The organism is Pseudaestuariivita atlantica (genome assembly GCF_001205715.1).
Classification (GTDB): domain Bacteria; phylum Pseudomonadota; class Alphaproteobacteria; order Rhodobacterales; family Rhodobacteraceae; genus Pseudaestuariivita; species Pseudaestuariivita atlantica.
In genome coordinates this window covers 181303-198291 of sequence record NZ_AQQZ01000006.1, presented here as the reverse complement: position 1 = coordinate 198291, position 16989 = coordinate 181303, and the positions used below count along the sequence as shown (strand labels likewise).

Genomic DNA, 16989 nt, shown 5'->3' with positions numbered 1-16989 from the left:
TCCGCTCAGAAGAATTCGCCAGACCCGCCAGCTACACCTGCCTCATCGAAACGTTGCAGAGTGGAGCTGCCCCAATGATCACCCCCATCATCCTTGCCGGAGGATCCGGCACCCGTCTCTGGCCCGTGAGCCGCAAGGCGTATCCCAAGCAATTCACCAGCCTCGCGGGCGACCAGACGCTGTACCAAGACACGCTGAAGCGTCTGTCGCACCTGGACGCGCCGGTGGTCATCACCGGCACCGATTACCGCTTCATCGCGGCCGAGCAGGCCGCCGAGGCGGAGCAGGACCTGTCCTCGATCATGATCGAACCCGAGGGGCGCAACACCGCGCCGGCGATCCTGACCGCAGCGCTGATGCATGAAGACACGCCCGACGCGATCCTTCTCATCATGCCGTCGGACCACATTGTTGCCGACGAGGATGGCTTCCGCGCCGCGCTGGAAGAGGGCCGCATCGCCGCCGAGGAAAGCCGCATCGTGACCTTCGGCAGCGTGCCGACGCGCCCCGAGACGGGCTATGGCTACCTCGAACTCGTGGCCCCCGCGGGTGCGTGCAAGGCCGCGCTGCCGCTGATCTCCTTCGTCGAGAAACCGGATGCCGACCGCGCCGCCGACATGATCGCGACCGGCAAGTACCTGTGGAATGGCGGCATGTTCATGGCCCGCGTCGACACGCTGATCGAAGCCTTCGACACCCACGCGCCGCACCTGATGCTGCCCTGCCGCGCCGCGCTGGCCGGTGCGCAGACCGACCTCGACTTCACCCGCCTCGCGGCAGGTCCGTGGGCAAAGCTCGAAGACATCTCGGTCGATTACGCGATCATGGAAAAGCACGACGACCTGGTCGTCGTGCCGATGGATTGCGGCTGGTCCGACATGGGGTCGTGGGACAGCGTCTGGCGCGAAAGCCCGCAGGACGCGGACGGCAACGTCATGCAGGGCAACGCCACCGCGATGGACTGCACCGACACGCTTCTGCGCTCGGACAACGACGGTGTCGAACTGGTGGGCCTCGGGCTTGAGGGCATCACCGCGATTGCCACGGGCGACGCGATCCTCGTCGCCAGGACCGACGACAGCCAGAAGGTGAAGGAGGTGCTGGCCACCCTGAAGGCGAAGGAGGCCAAGCAGGCGACCGAGTTTTCCAAGTGCCACCGCCCGTGGGGGCATTACGAGACCCTCGCGCTTGGCCCCCGCTTCCAGGTGAAGCGCATCGTGGTCAAGCCGGGCGCGCAGCTGTCGCTGCAAAGCCACCACCACCGGTCTGAGCATTGGACCGTCGTCGAAGGCTCGGCCATCGTGCATGTCGACGGCGAGGACATGCTGAAGACCGAGAACGAAAGCACCTACATCCCGCTTGGCGCGGTGCACCGCCTGTCGAACCCCGGCAAGCTGCCCCTGACGCTGATCGAGGTGCAATCGGGTTGTTACCTCGGAGAGGACGACATCGTCCGCTACGAAGACATCTATGCGCGGGCGGAGGCCAAAGCGGCCTAACCCCCCGGACCCGTGCATGCGGGCCGGTCCAAGGCTCCACTCACACACAATTGGAACGGCCCAACCTGAGCCCCCGGTCATGCGAATGGCCGGGGGCCATTTCATATAGCGTGGGCGTGCGATGCATGTCCGCGATGCCGCCGCCATTCGACATGATTGACAGATGCCCCTTCCGTCACCGTAATCGACGCAGGTGCCGACGCGACACCGGATGCGACACGCGATGACAGGCAAAGGATACGCCCATGGACGCCCGGATTGACGATGATGGCAGGGTCCTGACGTTGACGACCGGCGACGCGACCCACCGGTTTCACGCCATCTGGCTGCGCGACAATGCGCAGGATGACGAGACGCGAGCACCCGGCAACGGGCAGCGGCTGATCTCCCTGCGCGACATCCCTGCCGACACGCGGATCACGGATGTGAGCGTCGATGGCCGCGGCGTGACTGTCACCTTTGCCCCGGAAGGGAAGGACGTGCTGTTCGATCCGGGCTGGCTCTCCCGCCACGCCTATGGGTCAGGCGCAGGCCGCCCGCGCGGCTGGATCGCGGATGACCTGACCTGCTGGGACGCGGGGTTGCAGGATGACGTGCCCGTGGCACCACTGGACGAACTTGAAACGCGCGGCCCCGCCCTGAAGGACTGGATCGAACAGGTCGCCGCATACGGGTTTGGCAAGATCTCGGGCGGGCCTGTTGCCGAAGGCGCCCTGTTCCGTGTCGTCGATCTGTTCGGATATGTGCGGGAGACGAATTACGGGCGGCTCTTCGAAGTCCGGACCGAGGTCAACCCGACCAACCTTGCCTTCACCGGGCTTGGGCTGCAGGCCCATACCGACAACCCGTACCGCGATCCGGTGCCGACCATCCAGGTGCTCTATTGCCTCGAAAGCTCGGCCGCCGGAGGTGAGAACATGGTGGTGGACGGGTTCGCCGCGGCCCTGCGTCTGAAGGACGAGACCCCGGACTTTTTCGACGTGCTCGCCAACCATTGCGCGCGGTTCGAATATGCGGGTGAAGACGGCGTGTGCCTGACCTCCCGCCGCCCGCTGATCGAGTTGGCCCCGGACGGGGAGCTGATCGGGGTCCGGTTCAACAACCGCTCGCTCGCCGCCGTCACGGACGTGCCCTTCGACCGGATGGAGACGTGGTACGCCGCTTATCGTCGGCTGGGAGAGATCATCGACGACCCGGCGATGGAAGTGACCTTCCGGCTGGAACCGGGCGAGGCGTTCATCGTCGACAACACCCGCGTGCTGCATGCCCGCAAGGCCTATTCCGGGACGGGGACGCGGTGGTTGCAGGGGTGCTATGCCGACAAGGACGGGTTGCGATCCTTGCGCGATGCGATGCGGCGGCAATCGCAGGAGGCCGCGGAATGACCAGTCCAGACCTGTCCCCCGACACCATCGTTGCCTTCCTCGCCTCGATATTCGAACGGCGCGGGTCCGAGGAATACCTGGGCGAGCCCGTGACCATGGGCGAACACATGCTGCAGGGCGCCACGATTGCCGAACAGCAGGGCCAGTCGGACGAGATCATCGTCGGCGCGTTGTTGCACGACATCGGCCATTTCACGTCCGAGTTCGGGATGTTCACGATGGACGACACCGAAGACCGCCACCACGAAGACGCGGGCGCCGAGGTGCTGGAACGCTTCTTCCCCTCGGTCGTGACCGATTGCTGCCGGTATCACGTCGCTGCCAAGCGATACCTGTGCGCGACCCGGCCCGAATACTTCAACCGGCTGTCAGAGGCCTCGATCCACTCGCTCAATCTGCAGGGCGGTCCGATGAGCCCCGACGAAGTGGTGCAGTTCGAAAAGAACCCGAACCTGCAACAGATCATCGCCGTGCGGTACCTGGACGAGGCCGGGAAGCGCGCGGGGATGGAAACGCCCGACTTCGCGCATTTCGCCCCGCGCGTTCAACGGCTGGTGGATCAGCATTGCGGATCGCCCACCGCGTAGGGGCGTCCGCATCTGAACGGCCCGACATTGGCAGCCGCGCCACTACGGCATCCATGACAGGCGGCGGTGATACCGCGCGGCGCTCGAAATCCCGCTGACCTTGCCATTTGTGCAACCGCGACATCCGAAAGGATAGCGTGACCCGACCTTTGCTGTCCGGGCTACCCATTCTTCCAAAACAAAACAGGAAATCAACAGGTTAGAACATTCAAAGTTTAGATTAAACGTCCCTAACGGAGCCAGGACGATGATGGATATGACCCCTGTGACGACCTTGAACGCGGCCCGCGTGGAGCTGCGTGTGCATGAAGAAAAACCCGCCGTGTCCGTGGTGGGTCTGGGATATGTCGGCGCGGTGTCCACCGCCTGCCTGTCGAGCCTTGGCCACCGCGTTGTTGGTGTCGACCTCGACCAGGTGAAGATCGACCAGATCGGGGCCGGTCTCTCCCCGATCCACGAAGACGGCCTTGGCGACCTGCTCTCTCACGGGGTCGCCGAGGGCCTGATCTCGACCACCGATGACCTGATCCATGCCGTGCGCACGACCGACGTGACCTTTGTCAGCGTCGGCACGCCGACCGCCGCCGATGGCGGCTGCGATTACAGCTATATCGAATCCGCCGCGCGCTCGATCGGGGTGGGGATCGCGCAGAAGAAGACGTTCCACACCGTCGTCATGCGCTGTTCGATCCCGCCGGGCACCACGATGAAGGTTATGACCCCGATCATCGAGAAGATCTCGGGCAAGGTTCTGGGCACGGATTTCGGCGTGGCCTTCAACCCCGAATTCCTGCGCGAAGGCGTGGCCGTGGCCGATTTCCACGAACCGCCTAAGACGGTGATCGGCGCGACCTGCGCGCGGTCGGCGGGCGTTCTGAAACGGATTTACGCGCCGGTCGATGACCGTCCGATCATCACCTCGATCGAAACCGCCGAGATGGTGAAATACGTCGACAACGTCTGGCACGCCGCCAAGGTGACCTTCGCCAACGAGGTGGGCCGCCTGTGCAAGCCGCTGGGCGTGGACAGCCACGAGGTGATGGACGTCTTCGTGCAGGACACCAAGCTGAACCTGTCGCCCTATTACCTGAAGCCGGGCTTTGCCTATGGCGGGTCCTGCCTGCCCAAGGAAGTCCGCGCGGTGGCGCATATCGCCGACGGGCTGGGACTTGACCTGCCGCTGATCCAGAACCTCTGCACGTCGAACGACGCCCATATCGCCGAGGCGACCGAGATGGTGCGCAAGACCGGTGCCAAGCGGGTCGGCATCCTCGGGCTGGCATTCAAGCCGGGCACCGACGACCTGCGCGAAAGCCCGATCCTGGAAGTGATCGCGGCGCTGAGGGCCGAGGGCGTGGAGGTCACCATCCACGACCCCGCGATCACGCCCGACACGCCGCTCGAAGGGCAGCTGGCCTATGTGAAACACGGCTCGAAAGGGCTGCAGGCGCTGGCACCCGAACTGAAGGGCATGCTGCGGGCCGATGTGACCGACGTGACGACCGGTGCCGAGGCACTGATCGTCACGCAGAAATCCGCGGATTATCGCTTTGCGGCGCTGAACGCGGAGTGCCCGGTCATCGACCTGGTACGCCTGACGCCCGAGCGCGTGTCGCGTGACGGCTATGACGGGATCGGCTGGTAACAGCCGCTCCCTTTCCTTCCTCCCTTCGAAAACTTGGAGAGTTCCATGTCCTTACTGACATTGGGGTCCGACCAGCACGACGTGCTGTCAGGGTCGGGCCAGACCGATACCATCACCGGAATGGGCGGTGATGACACCATCACCGGCAATTCCGGCAACGACGTCCTGATCGGGGACGGCCCCGACGGCAACCTCGTCACCGACGTCAACAACGCGCTCACCTTCGCGCAATACGGCGAGAGCGGCGCCTGGGCGGCGACGACCACGGCGTCCGGCGCGCAGGAAATGACCCAGTCGGTGCAGACCCAGGCGGGCAGCAACTACACGCTCAGCTTCGAGGCGGCCTCGAACGTCGCGGGCGGCACCATGTACGGCCTGATCGAGGTCCTGTGGAACGGCGTCGTGATCGACAGTTTCGACACCACCTCGGGCGAATTCCAGCCGCACTCGCTGACGCTGGCGGGCAATGGCGGTGCCGGAGAGCTGACCTTCCGCGCCTCGGAAGGGGCGGGGACCGGCGGGCCGGTCATCCACGACGACGGCGCGATCCTGTCCTATGACCGCACGGTCACCATCGGCGGGACCGAGATGGACGTGCGCGCGGTCGCGGGCGGCCAGCCCTATATCTACCAGGTCATCAACGGCACCATGTATGCCTTTGATCCCGCGACGGAAACCTACACGCAGCTGGGTGCCGACGCGACCGTGGTCGTCAACAGCATCGGCTTCAACATGGAAGACGACCTGTTCTACGGCGTCGCGGTGCGCGACGGTGTCGACAGCCTCGGCAACGCGGTCACGTCGTCGGACATCGTGATGCTCGACGCGCAGGGCAATTCCTACCGCGTGGGCGATGCCCCGTACCGGTCGTGGACGGGCGATTTCGACGACGCGGGCAACCTGTGGTCGTTCCATTCGTCGATGGACCGGATCATGATGGTGGATGTCGACCAGTTCGACGCCAACGGCAACCCGGTCACGACCGTGTTCAAGTTCGACAAGGACCTCGTCACCGACAAGCTTTGGGACCTCGCCTACAACGCCGACCTGCAGGCCTTCCAGGGCGTGGTCAGCGCCTCGGTCGAGGGCGGCACGGCCCAGTTGATGACGGTCGACATCTCGGACGTGGCCTCGGGCGGTGAGCCGCAATTCACCACCGTGGACATCGCCGGCACGATCATCGACGGCGTCTTCCACGAAGGCGCCCCGCGCATCACCTTCGGCGCGGCCGTGGTGGACCGCGAGGGCACGCTGTATGTCGGCGGCAATGGCGGCGATCACGACATGAACGACGCCACCGCCACGTCGGGCGGCATCTACCGCGTCGACACCGATCCCGATACCGGCGCGGTCACCCTCGTGCTGGTCGCGGACGCGCCCAAGTCCTATTCCAACGACGGGGCCTTCGACCCGCGCGCCATCGACCCCTTCGTGCCGGTGGATGCGGGCGCGGTGGTCCTGATCGAATCCCCCACGCTGGTGCAGACGGCGGTGCCCGGCACCTCGTTCAACGACAGCATCAACGGCAATGCCGGGTCAGATTCGGTGTTCGGAGGGTTCGGATCGGACCTGCTGATCGGGTCGTCGAACGGCGATACGCTGGATGGCGGGGTCGAGGACGACGTGATCCATGGCGGGGCAGGCCCCGACTACCTGGGCGGGATGAAATCCTACTACGACGCCAGCGGCCTGCGGTATGACGCGTTCGGCAACCTGCTGCCCGAAGACGACGACATGCTGATCGGCGGGGCGGGCAACGACTACATCTTCGGGTCCGCCGGTCACGATACGCTTGACGGCGGCACCGGCAACGACACGCTGATCGGCGGGTCGGGTCACGACATCCTCACTGCCGGTGACGGCGATGACGACCTGCGCGGCGGTGGCGAGAACGACCAGCTGATCGGCGGCGCGGGCACCGACCGCCTGATCGGCGGCGCGGGCGACGACGCCATCGCGGGCGGGTTCGGCAACGACGTGGTCGTCGGCGGCACCGGCAACGACTCGATCATGGGCGAGGATGGCGACGACGTCATCGCCGGTGGTCCGGGATCCGACGCCATCGCGGGCGGGGCAGGGGCGGACCGGATCCGCGCGGGCCTTGGCGACGACACGGTGACCGGTGGCGATGACCGCGACTACATCAACGCCCATGGCGGCGACGATGTCGTCGACGGCGGCGCGGCGCGCGACCTGATCTATGGCGGGGCGGGCAACGACACCCTGACCGGTGGAGAAGGCCGCGACGTGTTCATCTTCCGCAGCGATGCGCTGGATGGCGGCACCGACGTGATCACCGACTTCGCCGGGGACCGCGTGCACCTGAAGGGGCTGGACCTGCTGGCCGGTGGCACCACCGCCGAGGCGTGGATCGCCGATCACGTCGTGTGGAGCGCGCCGGACGTCCTGTCGATCTCGATCGACGGCCTGACGATCGACCTGATCGACCACCAGAACCTCGGCGCGGCCTTCTTCGAGGAGGTCACCTCGGCGCTGGTCTTCTGATCGGGGTCTGAAACCGCGAGGGGCCGGTCAGAACAGGCCGGCCTCTTTCGCGATCATCGCCGCGTGGGTGCGGTTCTTGGCTTCGAGCTTGCGGCACAGCGTCTTGACGTGCAGCTTGATCGTCACTTCCTGCAAATCCAGCTCGCGCGCGATTTCCTTGTTGGCGAGACCACGACACAGCCCGCCCAGCACTTCCAGCTCCCGCGGGCTGAGACCCTTGGCAAGCGGGTTGGTTTCTTCCTCCGCCTCCTCGGTCATGAACTTGACGGGCACGAAGGTTTCCCCGGCGGCCATGAAGCGCACCGCGTTCACCATCGACGCCGCCGCCATCGTCTTGGGCAGGAACCCGATCGCCCCGGCATCGAGCGCCTCTTGCGCGACCGCCTTGGGCGCGGTGCCCGACATGATCGCGACGGGCCGCGTGGCGCCGGTGTTGATGACCCGCTCCAGCCCCTTCAACCCGTCCATGCCCGGCATGGAATAGTCCAGCAGAACAAGGTCGAACGGGCGGTCCTTGTCGATGATGGCGCAGGCCTCTTCAAGGTCGGCAGCCACCGTCACCTCGATATCCGCCTCGCGCGACAGGAAGGCCGCAAGCGTTTCGCGGACAAGGTCGTGGTCGTCGGCGATCAGCAATCTCATGGGGCGTATCCTTGGCGTGTCACGAAAGCTCTTCGGCGAGCGTGTGGGCAAGCTGTCTCAAATCCAGCGGTTTTGCAAATATCCCGTTCACCGTGCGGGGGTTGATGCGGGGATCTTTCAGGCGGCGTGCCAATGCGGTCACGACATAGACCGGCACGGCGCAGCCCGCCTCGCGCAGCTTGTGCACCACGTCGCCGCCCGTCATAACCGGCATGTCGTAGTCGGTGATCAGCGCCGACCACGCGTCGCCGTCCTCCAACAGCGTTTCGACGGCAAGGGTGGGATCGTTGATCGACACCGCCTCGGCCCCGTGTTCCTCGAGATAGGCCAGAAGCACGTCCGTCACCTGTTCCTCGTCGTCGAGCAGCAGAAGCGTCAGGCCCGACAGGTCGATCTCTTCTCCGTCGGCGGCATCGGCATCGGCGCGGCCATCGGCCAGCGGCCAGTAGATTGTGAAGGTCGTGCCTTCGCCCTCGGTCGAGGCGAGCAGGATCGCGCCGCCCGCGCGTTCGACGATGGTTGCCACCATCGGCAGGCCAACGCCCGTGCCCGCGCTGCCCTTGGTCGAGAAATAGGGCTCGAACACCTTGTCCTTGGTGGCGGCCGTCATGCCCATCCCGGCGTCGCGCACCGCGATGCGGGCATAAGCCCGTGTCGGTTGCAGCGCGCCCACGCGCAGGTCTGTCCCCGGTTCGGACGGGGCGGGCCCGGTATCAAGCGTCACCCCGACCTCGCCGCCCGCACCGTCATAGGCGTCGCTGGCGTTCAGGATCAGGTTGACGAGGACCTGGCTGGCGTCACCCGTCTGCCCGCCTATCAGGACTGGCGCGTCGGGCAGGGTGACCGACAGTGTCACCGCCGGGTCGAGGCTGGTGCTGACGAGGTCGCGCGCCTCGGTCAGGACCGAGCGCAGGTCGAACACGCTGTCATTCTCGCCCACGGTGCCAAGGTCGAGCAGGCGGTTGACCAGCCTTGCGGCCTGGTTGCCCGCGCGCCCGATGCGGCTGGCATGGTCGCGCACCGATTTCGTCGCGTCATCCTCCAGCCCGATCAGCAGGGCCGAGCCGTTGATCGCCGAAAGCAGGTTGTTGAAATCATGCGCCAGCCCGGCGGCCAGTTGCGAGATCGCCTCGCGCCGGCGGGAGCGTTCAAGCTGCGCGTTCAGTTCCGTCTGCCGTTCCAGCATGTTGATCCGCGCGGTTACGTTGCGGATCACCACCACCTCGCCGACCTTGTCGACATAGGTGGGGGAGGTTTCGTGGTAGCGGTTCCCCTCGGTCGCGATCTTCAGCGTCTGGAGCGTCCCGTCGTCATCGCCCATGAACGCCGCCGCCGGTGTGCCGTCGGGGTCGTCGCGATAAAAGGCGCGCCACTTGCGCCCCACCAGCCCCAACTCGTCCCGCGCGCCGAGCAGCTTGGCGAGGCTGGGATTGGCATAGATGATCCGCCCCTTGGCATCGGCGATCGCGATCCCGTCGGATGCGTTTTCGACCGCGACCGCGCGCTGTCGCAACAGCCGTTCGGTGTTGCGTAAAGAGGTGATGTCGGTGGCCGAGATCACGATGTCGCCGTCTTCCGTCCGGTCGGCGCGGACCAGGACCTGTTTGCCGTCCGGCAGCCGCAGCCGCTGCCCCTCGGTCTGCGCGGTGAAGGCATCAAGGTCGGGCGTGGTGAAGGCCGCGTCCGTGGGGCGCTGCGCGATGGGGATCGATTCCACGTAGGCGCGCCAGTTCGCGGCGAACGACGTGCCGTCCGCCCAGTCGAGGCCCGGCGCCGGGAACAGCCGCCTGAGCGCGGGGTTGCCGAAGCCGACGGTGTCCTCGCCAATCACCAGCAGGAAGGCGTCGTTGGTGTGGGCCAGCGTCGCGGCAAGACGCGCCTGCGCGTCGCGGCGTTCCTCTTCCAGCGCGACGCGGTCGCTGGCATCGGCCTGCGTGGCGACCATGTGCGTGGCCGTGCCGCTGCCGTCGCGGACCGGGAACAGCGTCAGGTCGTTCCAGAACTCGTCGCCCGATTTTTTCCGGTTGCGCAGCAGGAACGAGCCTTGCGCGCGGTCCATTACAGCCTGCCGCAGGCGGGTGCGTTCGGGGCTATCGGGGCTGTCGGCAGAGAGGAAGCGGCAGTTCTGCCCCAGCACCTCGCTCGCCGCGTATCCCGTCATGGATTCGAAGGCCTTGTTGACGAAGACAAGCGGCATGTCGTCGACCGCGGCGTCGGCGATGGCAAAACCGGACGACGACCCGTCGATCACGGCGGCGAGAAGCGCGTTCTGCGCGCTCAGTTGCAGCGCGCTGAGGATCTGGCCCGCGAACCGGCTCAGCCGCCGCAGAAGCTGTGCATCTTCCTTCGAGAAATGGTTCGGATCGGGATGGAAACAGGCCACCGCGCCCGCCACCCCGTCGGGATGGGCCACGGGCGCCGACAGAAGGCTTTTGGTGCCGCTCAGCCGGCCTGTGAAACAGCTCTCCCATTCCGGGACCGCGCCAAGATCGAAATACGTGCGGAACTTGCTGCCCAGCGCGGCGGGCGGGGTGAACGCGTCGACCTGCGCCTCCTCGGGCCAAAGCGCGACGGGCCGGTGTTCCCCGTCCTCGATCCGCAGGACCGCGACCACGTCGGCATGCAGCGACCGCGCCACCTCTCCAAGGAAGGCGCGGATCGCCGCCTGCGGGTCCACCGCGGTCGCAACCGCTTCGAGCATGTCCAGAAGTGCCGTTGTTTCCTTGAGCGACTGCGCCTCGCGCGCGCGCAAGCTTTGCACCTCGATCAGGATTTCGCGCAGGCGCTCGTCGGCGGACATGGGGCCTTCGTGAGTGGTGTCAGTTGGTCTTGGTGAACACTACGCAGGATATCATCAGGTTGCCATGCCGGTTTTCACCGCCCATCACGCAGCCCTGTTCGCCAAAGGTGAACGCGGTCTGGAACGGGATGCCGGGCAGGGCGGACTTGACGCCGTCGAGGATCGTTCCGACCCGGTCCTCGACCGCCAGCAGGCATCCCCCGCAATAGATCATGTAGGCGCCCGCGACGTCCTTGGGATCCAGCCGGCCCACGGCCACGGCCTGCGCGGCCACGCGGCCCGCGCGATCTGACAGCGCGTCGCGCGTGCCGGTCATCTGCGTCAGGACCTCGCCCTCTTCGACCTCGGCGAAAAGCTGCAGCGACCCGTCGGCGTTCAGATGCGCGGGGTGCACCAGCAGGTAATTGTCGACCCCGTCCTGCGACCCGATATAGCGCCCCAGCGGCGCCATCGTCGCGGCAGCGAGGATGTTCTGCCCGTCACCGTTGTCGGCGGGCAGCACGTCGCTGCCCGTCCAGTCGCGGTAGATATCGGCGGCGGGACGCCCGTCGATTTCGTGCAGCGTGCGGCCCTCGGCGCGGGTGATCGTGCCGGTCTGGCCACTGGGCGCATAACCGTTGTGATAGGCGAAATGCACGGGTGTCGACGGGAACAGCACGCTCACCACCAGCCCCGCGCCGGTCGTCGTCTCGCCGTCCGACACTTCCCACTGGCCGGACACGTCGTTGTCCGCGGCGGTGCCGCCGAAGATCGGCACGTCCGACCCGACAACCGCCATGATGCCTGCGAGGATCGCCTCTTCATCGCCGGGAGTGGCCGAGATGAAGACGAGGTCGGGCTTCTCGCCCGCGCGGTCGGCGATCTGCAGTGCCCGGCGCGTCGCGGCTTCGGCGGCGTCGCGCGGCGTGGTGCCGTCGAAACCGGCGGCGGCGGTGCCGTAATCGCCGTCTGAATCCCAGATGCAGAACGCGGTCATTGCCGCGGGAGTGGTCTCTGCATCCTCGGTCACGCTCCCCTTGCAGGAGGTGGCACGGTGAAGCGGGGCGCCGCTGTTGCCCAGCGCCGACGCGATCGCGTCGCGTGGCATCGTGGCATCGTGGTGACAGGCGATGAGGCTCGGTGCCCCGCCCATCCGGTCGATCATGTCCGAAAGCTGCGTGTCGGTGCCGGCATCCGTCGCCGGAATCAGAAATGTCTCGATATGCACGGTGTCATTCGCCCAGTTTGCTCCACTCAGGCGCACCATACGGCGCGGGCGGCGCGAAATCGCCATGGCATGGGGATAGGCGAATATACCAAGGTATAGGTCAGGCCGGGTAGGCGGCTTCGATCATGGCTTTCGACAGGGTGCCATAGACCTCGATCCAGGTGGCGCGCGCCTCGGCATCGAACTCCGATCCCAGCAGGGTTTCGAGCGTTGCGATCAGCGCGAAACCGACACTGTCGTAATCCTCGGCCTTCACGCCATAGGCGACGTGGCGGATCGCCAGGTCGCGCGCGGCGACCATCAACGCCTCCTCGTTTTCGAGGTTGTCCACGATGAACCCCAGCGTTTCCATCAGCTTGTCGCCCTGCGCGTCAAGGTCGTTGCGGAACAGGGCCTGGCTTTCGGGATTGACCCGGAACAGCGTGGAATAGAAGACGCGCGCGGTATCTTCCGGCGCCGCCGCCGCGAGCGCCCACGTCCTGCGTATCGTGGCGATGGGATCGGTCATGGCGGTGTCGTCTTTCAGTAGTCCGGCCCTTTCATTTTGCTCCGCGCGCGGTTTGTCAATGCACGACGTGGGTTAATCCCCGATTGACGGCTCAGGTCGGGGCGTCCTCGCGCATCAGGCCCTTCGCCTTCAAATCGGCCCACAGCGCCGGTGGGATGGTGGCCGTTGCGGCCTGCAGGTTGGCCTCCATCTCGGCCACGCCCTGGCCGCCGGGAATGACCGTGACATGCGCGGGATGCAGCAGCGGGAACTGGAAGGCGGCATCGACCAGCCGCACGCCGTGGTCGCGGCAGACCGTTTCGATCGCGTCCACCTTGTCGAGGATTGCCTGCGGGGCGGGGTCGTAGTTGTAATACGCTCCGGGCCGTGCGCCGGTGGCGAGGATGCCGGAATTGTAGGGCCCGCCGGTCACGATCCCGATGCCCCGCGCCTCGCAGAGCGGCAGGAAGGTATCCAGCGCCCCCTGTTCCAGCAGCGTGTAGCGCCCCGCCAGCAGGAACAGGTCGAAATCGCCGCGCTCGGCCAGCGTCTGGCAGACCTCCCACTCGTTGATACCGCCGCCGATGGCCGTCACCAGCCCCTGGTCGCGCAGGGAGACCATCGCGTCATAGCCGCGCCCGCCGAAGAATTCCTCGATCCGCATGTCGGATGCGGCCTTGGAGCCGTGCGAGAACACGCACAGGTCGTGCACGTAGAGGATATCGACCCGGTCGACGCCAAGGCGTGAGAAGGAATGTTCGAACGACCGCATCACGCCGTCATAGGTGTAATCGTACTGCTCGCGCCGCTGCGGCACCTCGAACCACTTGCCGACGCCCGACCGGTATTCGGCGGCGCAAGGCTGCATCAGCCGGCCCACCTTGGTCGACAGCACGTAGTCGTCGCGCGGCTTGTCGCGCAGGAACGGGTTCAGCCTGGTCTCGCTCAGCCCCAGCCCGTACAGCGGCGCGGTGTCGAAATAGCGCACGCCGCCCTCCCATGCCGCATCCAGCGTCGCGCGCGCCTCGTCATCGGTGATCGCGCGGTAGAGGTTGCCAAGCGGCGCCGTGCCGAACCCGATCTCGGTAAAGGTCAGCCCGCCATTGCCAAGCCGGTCCCAGTGCCGCGTCTTCAGTGCCATGTCGCCCTCCATGCATGCGTTGCCTTCAGTCTAGCCAAGAACGCGGGCGCGGGAAGGGGCAGGGCGCAGGCGAAATTGACCGGTTCGGGCGGGCTTGCTAGCGTCCGCGCATGGCACGGGATTACGCATTGACGGAAGACGCGGACCGCGCGGCACAGGCGGCGGGGCTGGCCTCGCCCGCGTGGTTCCGCCCGCGCGTCGATCCCGCGATCCTGCGCCCCCTGATGGAGAAGTCCGACGCCCGCGCGCTGCGCGACACGGTGCTGTGGCTGGGGCTGATGGTCGTCACGGCGGGCATCGGCATCGCGCTCTGGCCCAGCTGGTGGTCGGCGCCGTTCTGGGCGGTCTATGGCGTCCTTTATGGATCGGGGGGCGATTCACGCTGGCACGAATGTGGCCACCGCACCGCCTTTCGCACGCCTTGGATGAACAACGTCGTCTACCAGATCGCCAGTTTCATGATGATGCGCAACCCGGTCGTCTGGCGGGCAAGCCACGTGCGCCACCACACCGACACCATCGTCGTGGGCCGCGACCCCGAGATCGTCGCGATGCGCCCGCCCGACCTGGGCCGCCTCGCGCTCAACCTTTTCGGCATCCTCGATGTCTGGGCGCTGATGTCGCGGATGCTCCTGCATGCCAGCGGGCGGCTGTACCCCGAGGAAGAGATGTATGTCCGCGAAGAAGACCGACCGCGCGTCTACCGCGTGGCGCGCATCTGGCTGGCGATCTACGGCGCAACGATCCTCTTGGCCATCGCCATGGGATCCATCCTGCCGCTGATGGTGATCGGCCTGCCGCGCCTTTACGGCGCGTGGCATCACATCATGACCGGCGTGTTGCAGCACCTTGGGCTGGCAGAGAACGTGACGGACCACCGGCTGAACACCCGCACCGTGCTGATGAACCCGTTCAGCCGGTTCGTGTACCTCAACATGAACTACCACGTCGAACATCACATGTTCACGATGGTCCCGTACTACCACCTGCCGGCACTGCATGCGGCGATCCGGGGCGACCTGCCACCGCCCGCGCCGTCGATCTGGGCGGCCTACCGTCGGCTTCTGCCGGTCCTGTGGCAGCAATTGCGCTACCGCGACGCGGTGATCGTGCCGGACCTGCCCGACGGGGCCGCGCCCTACCGCGAAGAGGTCGAGGCGTTGCGCCCCCATGCCGTCTGATCCGGCGCCCTTGCTGCACATGCTGTGCGGCAAGATGGCGTCCGGCAAATCGACGCTGGCGGGGGAATTGGCGCGCGCGCCGAACACGGTCCTGATCTCGGAAGACGACTGGCTGGGCGCGCTTTATCCCGACGAGATCGAAATCCCCCGCGATTACGTCCGCGCGGCAGGGCGGTTGCAGGCGGCGATGGGGCCGCATGTGGAACGCCTCTTGCGGGCGGGCATGTCCGTCGTGCTGGACTTTCCGGCGAACACGCGGGCGAACCGCGTCTGGATGCGCGATGTGATCGAGGCCGCGGGCGTGGCGCACCGTCTGCATTACCTGCACGGACCCGACGATGTGCTGCTGCAGCGTCTGCGCGCGCGGAACGCGTCCGGTGCGCATCCCTTCGCGCCGACGGAGGAACAGTTTCACCTGTTCGCGCGCCATTTCGAACCGCCATCACTCGACGAGGGCTTCTCCGTCGTCGAGCATCCGATCACCGGCTGACCCACGCAGGCCTTGGGTCGGCAGCGCAGGCGGGGTAACGTCGCGCCAACGAAACGGGAGACGCGCATGCTCAAGGGGATCGACCCGCTGCTGAACGCCGATGTGCTTTACGCCCTCAGGGCGATGGGCCACGGCGATGACCTGATCATCTCGGACACCAATTTTCCCGCCGACAGCCTCGCCCGCGAAACGGTGCTGGGCGAGGTGCTGCGCATCGACCGCCCCGCGGCAGAGGTCGTGCGCGCCGTGCTCAGCGTCTACCCGATCGACACCTTCGTCGATGACGCCGCCGCGCGGATGGAAGTGGTGGGTGAACCGGACACCATCCTGCCCGTGATGGAAGAGGTGCAGGCCGAGGTCTTTGCCGCCGGGGGCCCCAAGCTGGTCGGCGTGGAACGGTTCGCCTTCTACGACCGTGCGAAATCGGCCTACGCGGTGATCCAGACGCAGGAGCGGCGGTTCTACGGCTGCTTCGCGCTGCGCAAGGGCGTTGTCCCGCCCGAGGAGGGCTGAGCCATGGGCCGCGTCGCGATCCTTGGCGTCTTTGTCGCCGACACCTCCTTCCGCGCCGACCGCATGCCGCGGATGGGAGAGACGATCCTTGGCCGTTCCTTCGCGCTGGGTCCGGGCGGGAAGGGATCGAACCAGGCGGTGGCCTGCGCGCGCATCGGGGCCGAGACGCATATGATCACCCGGCTCGGGCAGGACGATTTCGCCAAGATCGCGCTCGACACGTGGTCAGAGGCCGGGGTCGTGGCCCATGCCGAGCAACTGGCAGACAGCTACACCGGTGCGGCGTTCATCTTTGTCGACGCGGCGAGCGGCGACAACGCGATCATCATCTCTCCGGGTGCGGCGGAGCGGATCGATGCCGCGATGCTCGACGCCCATGCCGGGTTGATCGCGGGCGCGGATGTCTTCGTCACGCAGCTGGAACAGCCGATGGCGGCGGCGGTGCGCGGCCTGGAAATCGCGCGCGGGGCAGGGGTGACGACCCTGCTCAACCCGGCCCCGGCGGCGGACCTGCCCGACGGCATGCTGGGTTTATGCGACTACGTCACTCCGAACGAGACCGAATGCGAGGCGCTGACCGGGATCGCGGTGACCGACGCGACAAGTGCCGCACGCGCCTGCGCGGCGTTGAAGGAACAGGGCGTGACGCGCCCCATCATCACGATGGGCGCGCAGGGCGTCTACCTGGACGGGCACGGCATGATCCCGGCGGTCGATGCGGGCGCGGTGGTGGAGACGACGGGCGCGGGCGATGCCTTCAACGGGGCCTTCGCCGCCGCCATCGCCGAAGGGCACGATGCCGAGATGGCCGCGCGGATCGGCTGCGTCACGGCGGGGATCTCGGTCACCCGTCCGGGCACCGCGCCGTCGATGCCCACCCGCGCCGAGGTCGACGCATTGCTGTAGG

14 protein-coding genes are annotated in these 16989 nt (G+C 66.6%); 9 read left to right on the top strand and 5 right to left on the bottom strand.

The window, feature by feature from the left end:
* Positions 1-74: 74 nt before the first annotated feature.
* The 5 genes from ATO11_RS14305 (at position 75) to ATO11_RS14285 (ending at position 7621) form a co-directional block, all read left to right on the top strand.
* A complete protein-coding gene (locus ATO11_RS14305; RefSeq protein ID WP_050531580.1) occupies positions 75-1499 on the top strand; it encodes a mannose-1-phosphate guanylyltransferase/mannose-6-phosphate isomerase in 1425 nt (474 codons plus the stop codon).
* 245 nt (positions 1500-1744) lie between these two features.
* Positions 1745-2884, top strand: a complete 1140-nt coding sequence (gene tmpA / locus ATO11_RS14300; protein WP_050531579.1) for a 2-trimethylaminoethylphosphonate dioxygenase — start codon at positions 1745-1747, stop codon at positions 2882-2884.
* On the top strand, positions 2881-3471 hold the full coding sequence (gene tmpB, locus ATO11_RS14295; RefSeq protein WP_050531578.1) for a (R)-1-hydroxy-2-trimethylaminoethylphosphonate oxygenase: 591 nt from the start codon (positions 2881-2883) through the stop codon (positions 3469-3471). Before tmpA ends, tmpB begins: the two co-directional genes overlap by 4 nt.
* Before the next feature lie 247 nt (positions 3472-3718).
* Positions 3719-5116, top strand: a complete 1398-nt coding sequence (locus ATO11_RS14290) for a nucleotide sugar dehydrogenase (RefSeq protein WP_242601426.1) — start codon at positions 3719-3721, stop codon at positions 5114-5116.
* 45 nt (positions 5117-5161) lie between these two features.
* On the top strand, positions 5162-7621 hold the full coding sequence (locus ATO11_RS14285; protein ID WP_082176338.1) for a calcium-binding protein: 2460 nt from the start codon (positions 5162-5164) through the stop codon (positions 7619-7621).
* Positions 7622-7648: 27 nt separating this feature from the next.
* Here the strand turns inward: ATO11_RS14285 and ATO11_RS14280 are convergent, their stop codons facing one another.
* From ATO11_RS14280 to ATO11_RS14260, 5 genes are all read right to left on the bottom strand, one after another.
* Positions 7649-8263, bottom strand: a complete 615-nt coding sequence (locus ATO11_RS14280) for a response regulator transcription factor (protein WP_050531576.1) — start codon at positions 8261-8263, stop codon at positions 7649-7651.
* 19 nt (positions 8264-8282) lie between these two features.
* On the bottom strand, positions 8283-11063 hold the full coding sequence (locus tag ATO11_RS14275; protein WP_050531575.1) for a PAS domain-containing protein: 2781 nt from the start codon (positions 11061-11063) through the stop codon (positions 8283-8285).
* Positions 11064-11082: 19 nt separating this feature from the next.
* Positions 11083-12336, bottom strand: coding sequence for an FIST signal transduction protein (locus ATO11_RS14270; protein ID WP_082176337.1), 1254 nt, complete (start codon positions 12334-12336; stop codon positions 11083-11085).
* A 34-nt stretch (positions 12337-12370) separates the two neighbouring features.
* On the bottom strand, positions 12371-12778 hold the full coding sequence (locus ATO11_RS14265; RefSeq protein WP_050531573.1) for a globin domain-containing protein: 408 nt from the start codon (positions 12776-12778) through the stop codon (positions 12371-12373).
* Between the two features lie 91 nt (positions 12779-12869).
* On the bottom strand, positions 12870-13898 hold the full coding sequence (locus ATO11_RS14260; protein ID WP_110553710.1) for an aldo/keto reductase: 1029 nt from the start codon (positions 13896-13898) through the stop codon (positions 12870-12872).
* A gap of 110 nt (positions 13899-14008) precedes the next feature.
* Between ATO11_RS14260 and ATO11_RS14255 the strand changes: the two genes are divergently transcribed.
* From ATO11_RS14255 to ATO11_RS14240, 4 genes are all read left to right on the top strand, one after another.
* On the top strand, positions 14009-15079 hold the full coding sequence (locus tag ATO11_RS14255; RefSeq protein WP_050531572.1) for a fatty acid desaturase: 1071 nt from the start codon (positions 14009-14011) through the stop codon (positions 15077-15079).
* Positions 15069-15569, top strand: coding sequence for a P-loop nucleotide/nucleoside kinase family protein (locus tag ATO11_RS14250; protein ID WP_050531571.1), 501 nt, complete (start codon positions 15069-15071; stop codon positions 15567-15569). Before ATO11_RS14255 ends, ATO11_RS14250 begins: the two co-directional genes overlap by 11 nt.
* Before the next feature lie 66 nt (positions 15570-15635).
* Positions 15636-16082, top strand: a complete 447-nt coding sequence (locus tag ATO11_RS14245; protein WP_050531570.1) for an RbsD/FucU family protein — start codon at positions 15636-15638, stop codon at positions 16080-16082.
* Positions 16083-16085: 3 nt separating this feature from the next.
* A complete protein-coding gene (locus ATO11_RS14240) occupies positions 16086-16988 on the top strand; it encodes a ribokinase (RefSeq protein ID WP_050531569.1) in 903 nt (300 codons plus the stop codon).
* The last annotated feature ends 1 nt before the right edge of the window (position 16989 follow it).

What these genes read in the sequence shown, in the direction of transcription:
- ATO11_RS14305 (WP_050531580.1), top strand. Translation starts at nt 75, where the DNA reads ATGATCACCCCCATCATCCTTGCCGGAGGATCCGGCACCCGTCTCTGG.
- tmpA (WP_050531579.1), top strand. Translation starts at nt 1,745, where the DNA reads ATGGACGCCCGGATTGACGATGATGGCAGGGTCCTGACGTTGACGACC.
- tmpB (WP_050531578.1), top strand. Translation starts at nt 2,881, where the DNA reads ATGACCAGTCCAGACCTGTCCCCCGACACCATCGTTGCCTTCCTCGCC.
- ATO11_RS14290 (WP_242601426.1), top strand. Translation starts at nt 3,719, where the DNA reads ATGATGGATATGACCCCTGTGACGACCTTGAACGCGGCCCGCGTGGAG.
- ATO11_RS14285 (WP_082176338.1), top strand. Translation starts at nt 5,162, where the DNA reads ATGTCCTTACTGACATTGGGGTCCGACCAGCACGACGTGCTGTCAGGG.
- ATO11_RS14280 (WP_050531576.1), bottom strand. Translation starts at nt 8,263, where the DNA reads ATGAGATTGCTGATCGCCGACGACCACGACCTTGTCCGCGAAACGCTT.
- ATO11_RS14275 (WP_050531575.1), bottom strand. Translation starts at nt 11,063, where the DNA reads ATGTCCGCCGACGAGCGCCTGCGCGAAATCCTGATCGAGGTGCAAAGC.
- ATO11_RS14270 (WP_082176337.1), bottom strand. Translation starts at nt 12,336, where the DNA reads ATGGCGATTTCGCGCCGCCCGCGCCGTATGGTGCGCCTGAGTGGAGCA.
- ATO11_RS14265 (WP_050531573.1), bottom strand. Translation starts at nt 12,778, where the DNA reads ATGACCGATCCCATCGCCACGATACGCAGGACGTGGGCGCTCGCGGCG.
- ATO11_RS14260 (WP_110553710.1), bottom strand. Translation starts at nt 13,898, where the DNA reads ATGGCACTGAAGACGCGGCACTGGGACCGGCTTGGCAATGGCGGGCTG.
- ATO11_RS14255 (WP_050531572.1), top strand. Translation starts at nt 14,009, where the DNA reads ATGGCACGGGATTACGCATTGACGGAAGACGCGGACCGCGCGGCACAG.
- ATO11_RS14250 (WP_050531571.1), top strand. Translation starts at nt 15,069, where the DNA reads ATGCCGTCTGATCCGGCGCCCTTGCTGCACATGCTGTGCGGCAAGATG.
- ATO11_RS14245 (WP_050531570.1), top strand. Translation starts at nt 15,636, where the DNA reads ATGCTCAAGGGGATCGACCCGCTGCTGAACGCCGATGTGCTTTACGCC.
- ATO11_RS14240 (WP_050531569.1), top strand. Translation starts at nt 16,086, where the DNA reads ATGGGCCGCGTCGCGATCCTTGGCGTCTTTGTCGCCGACACCTCCTTC.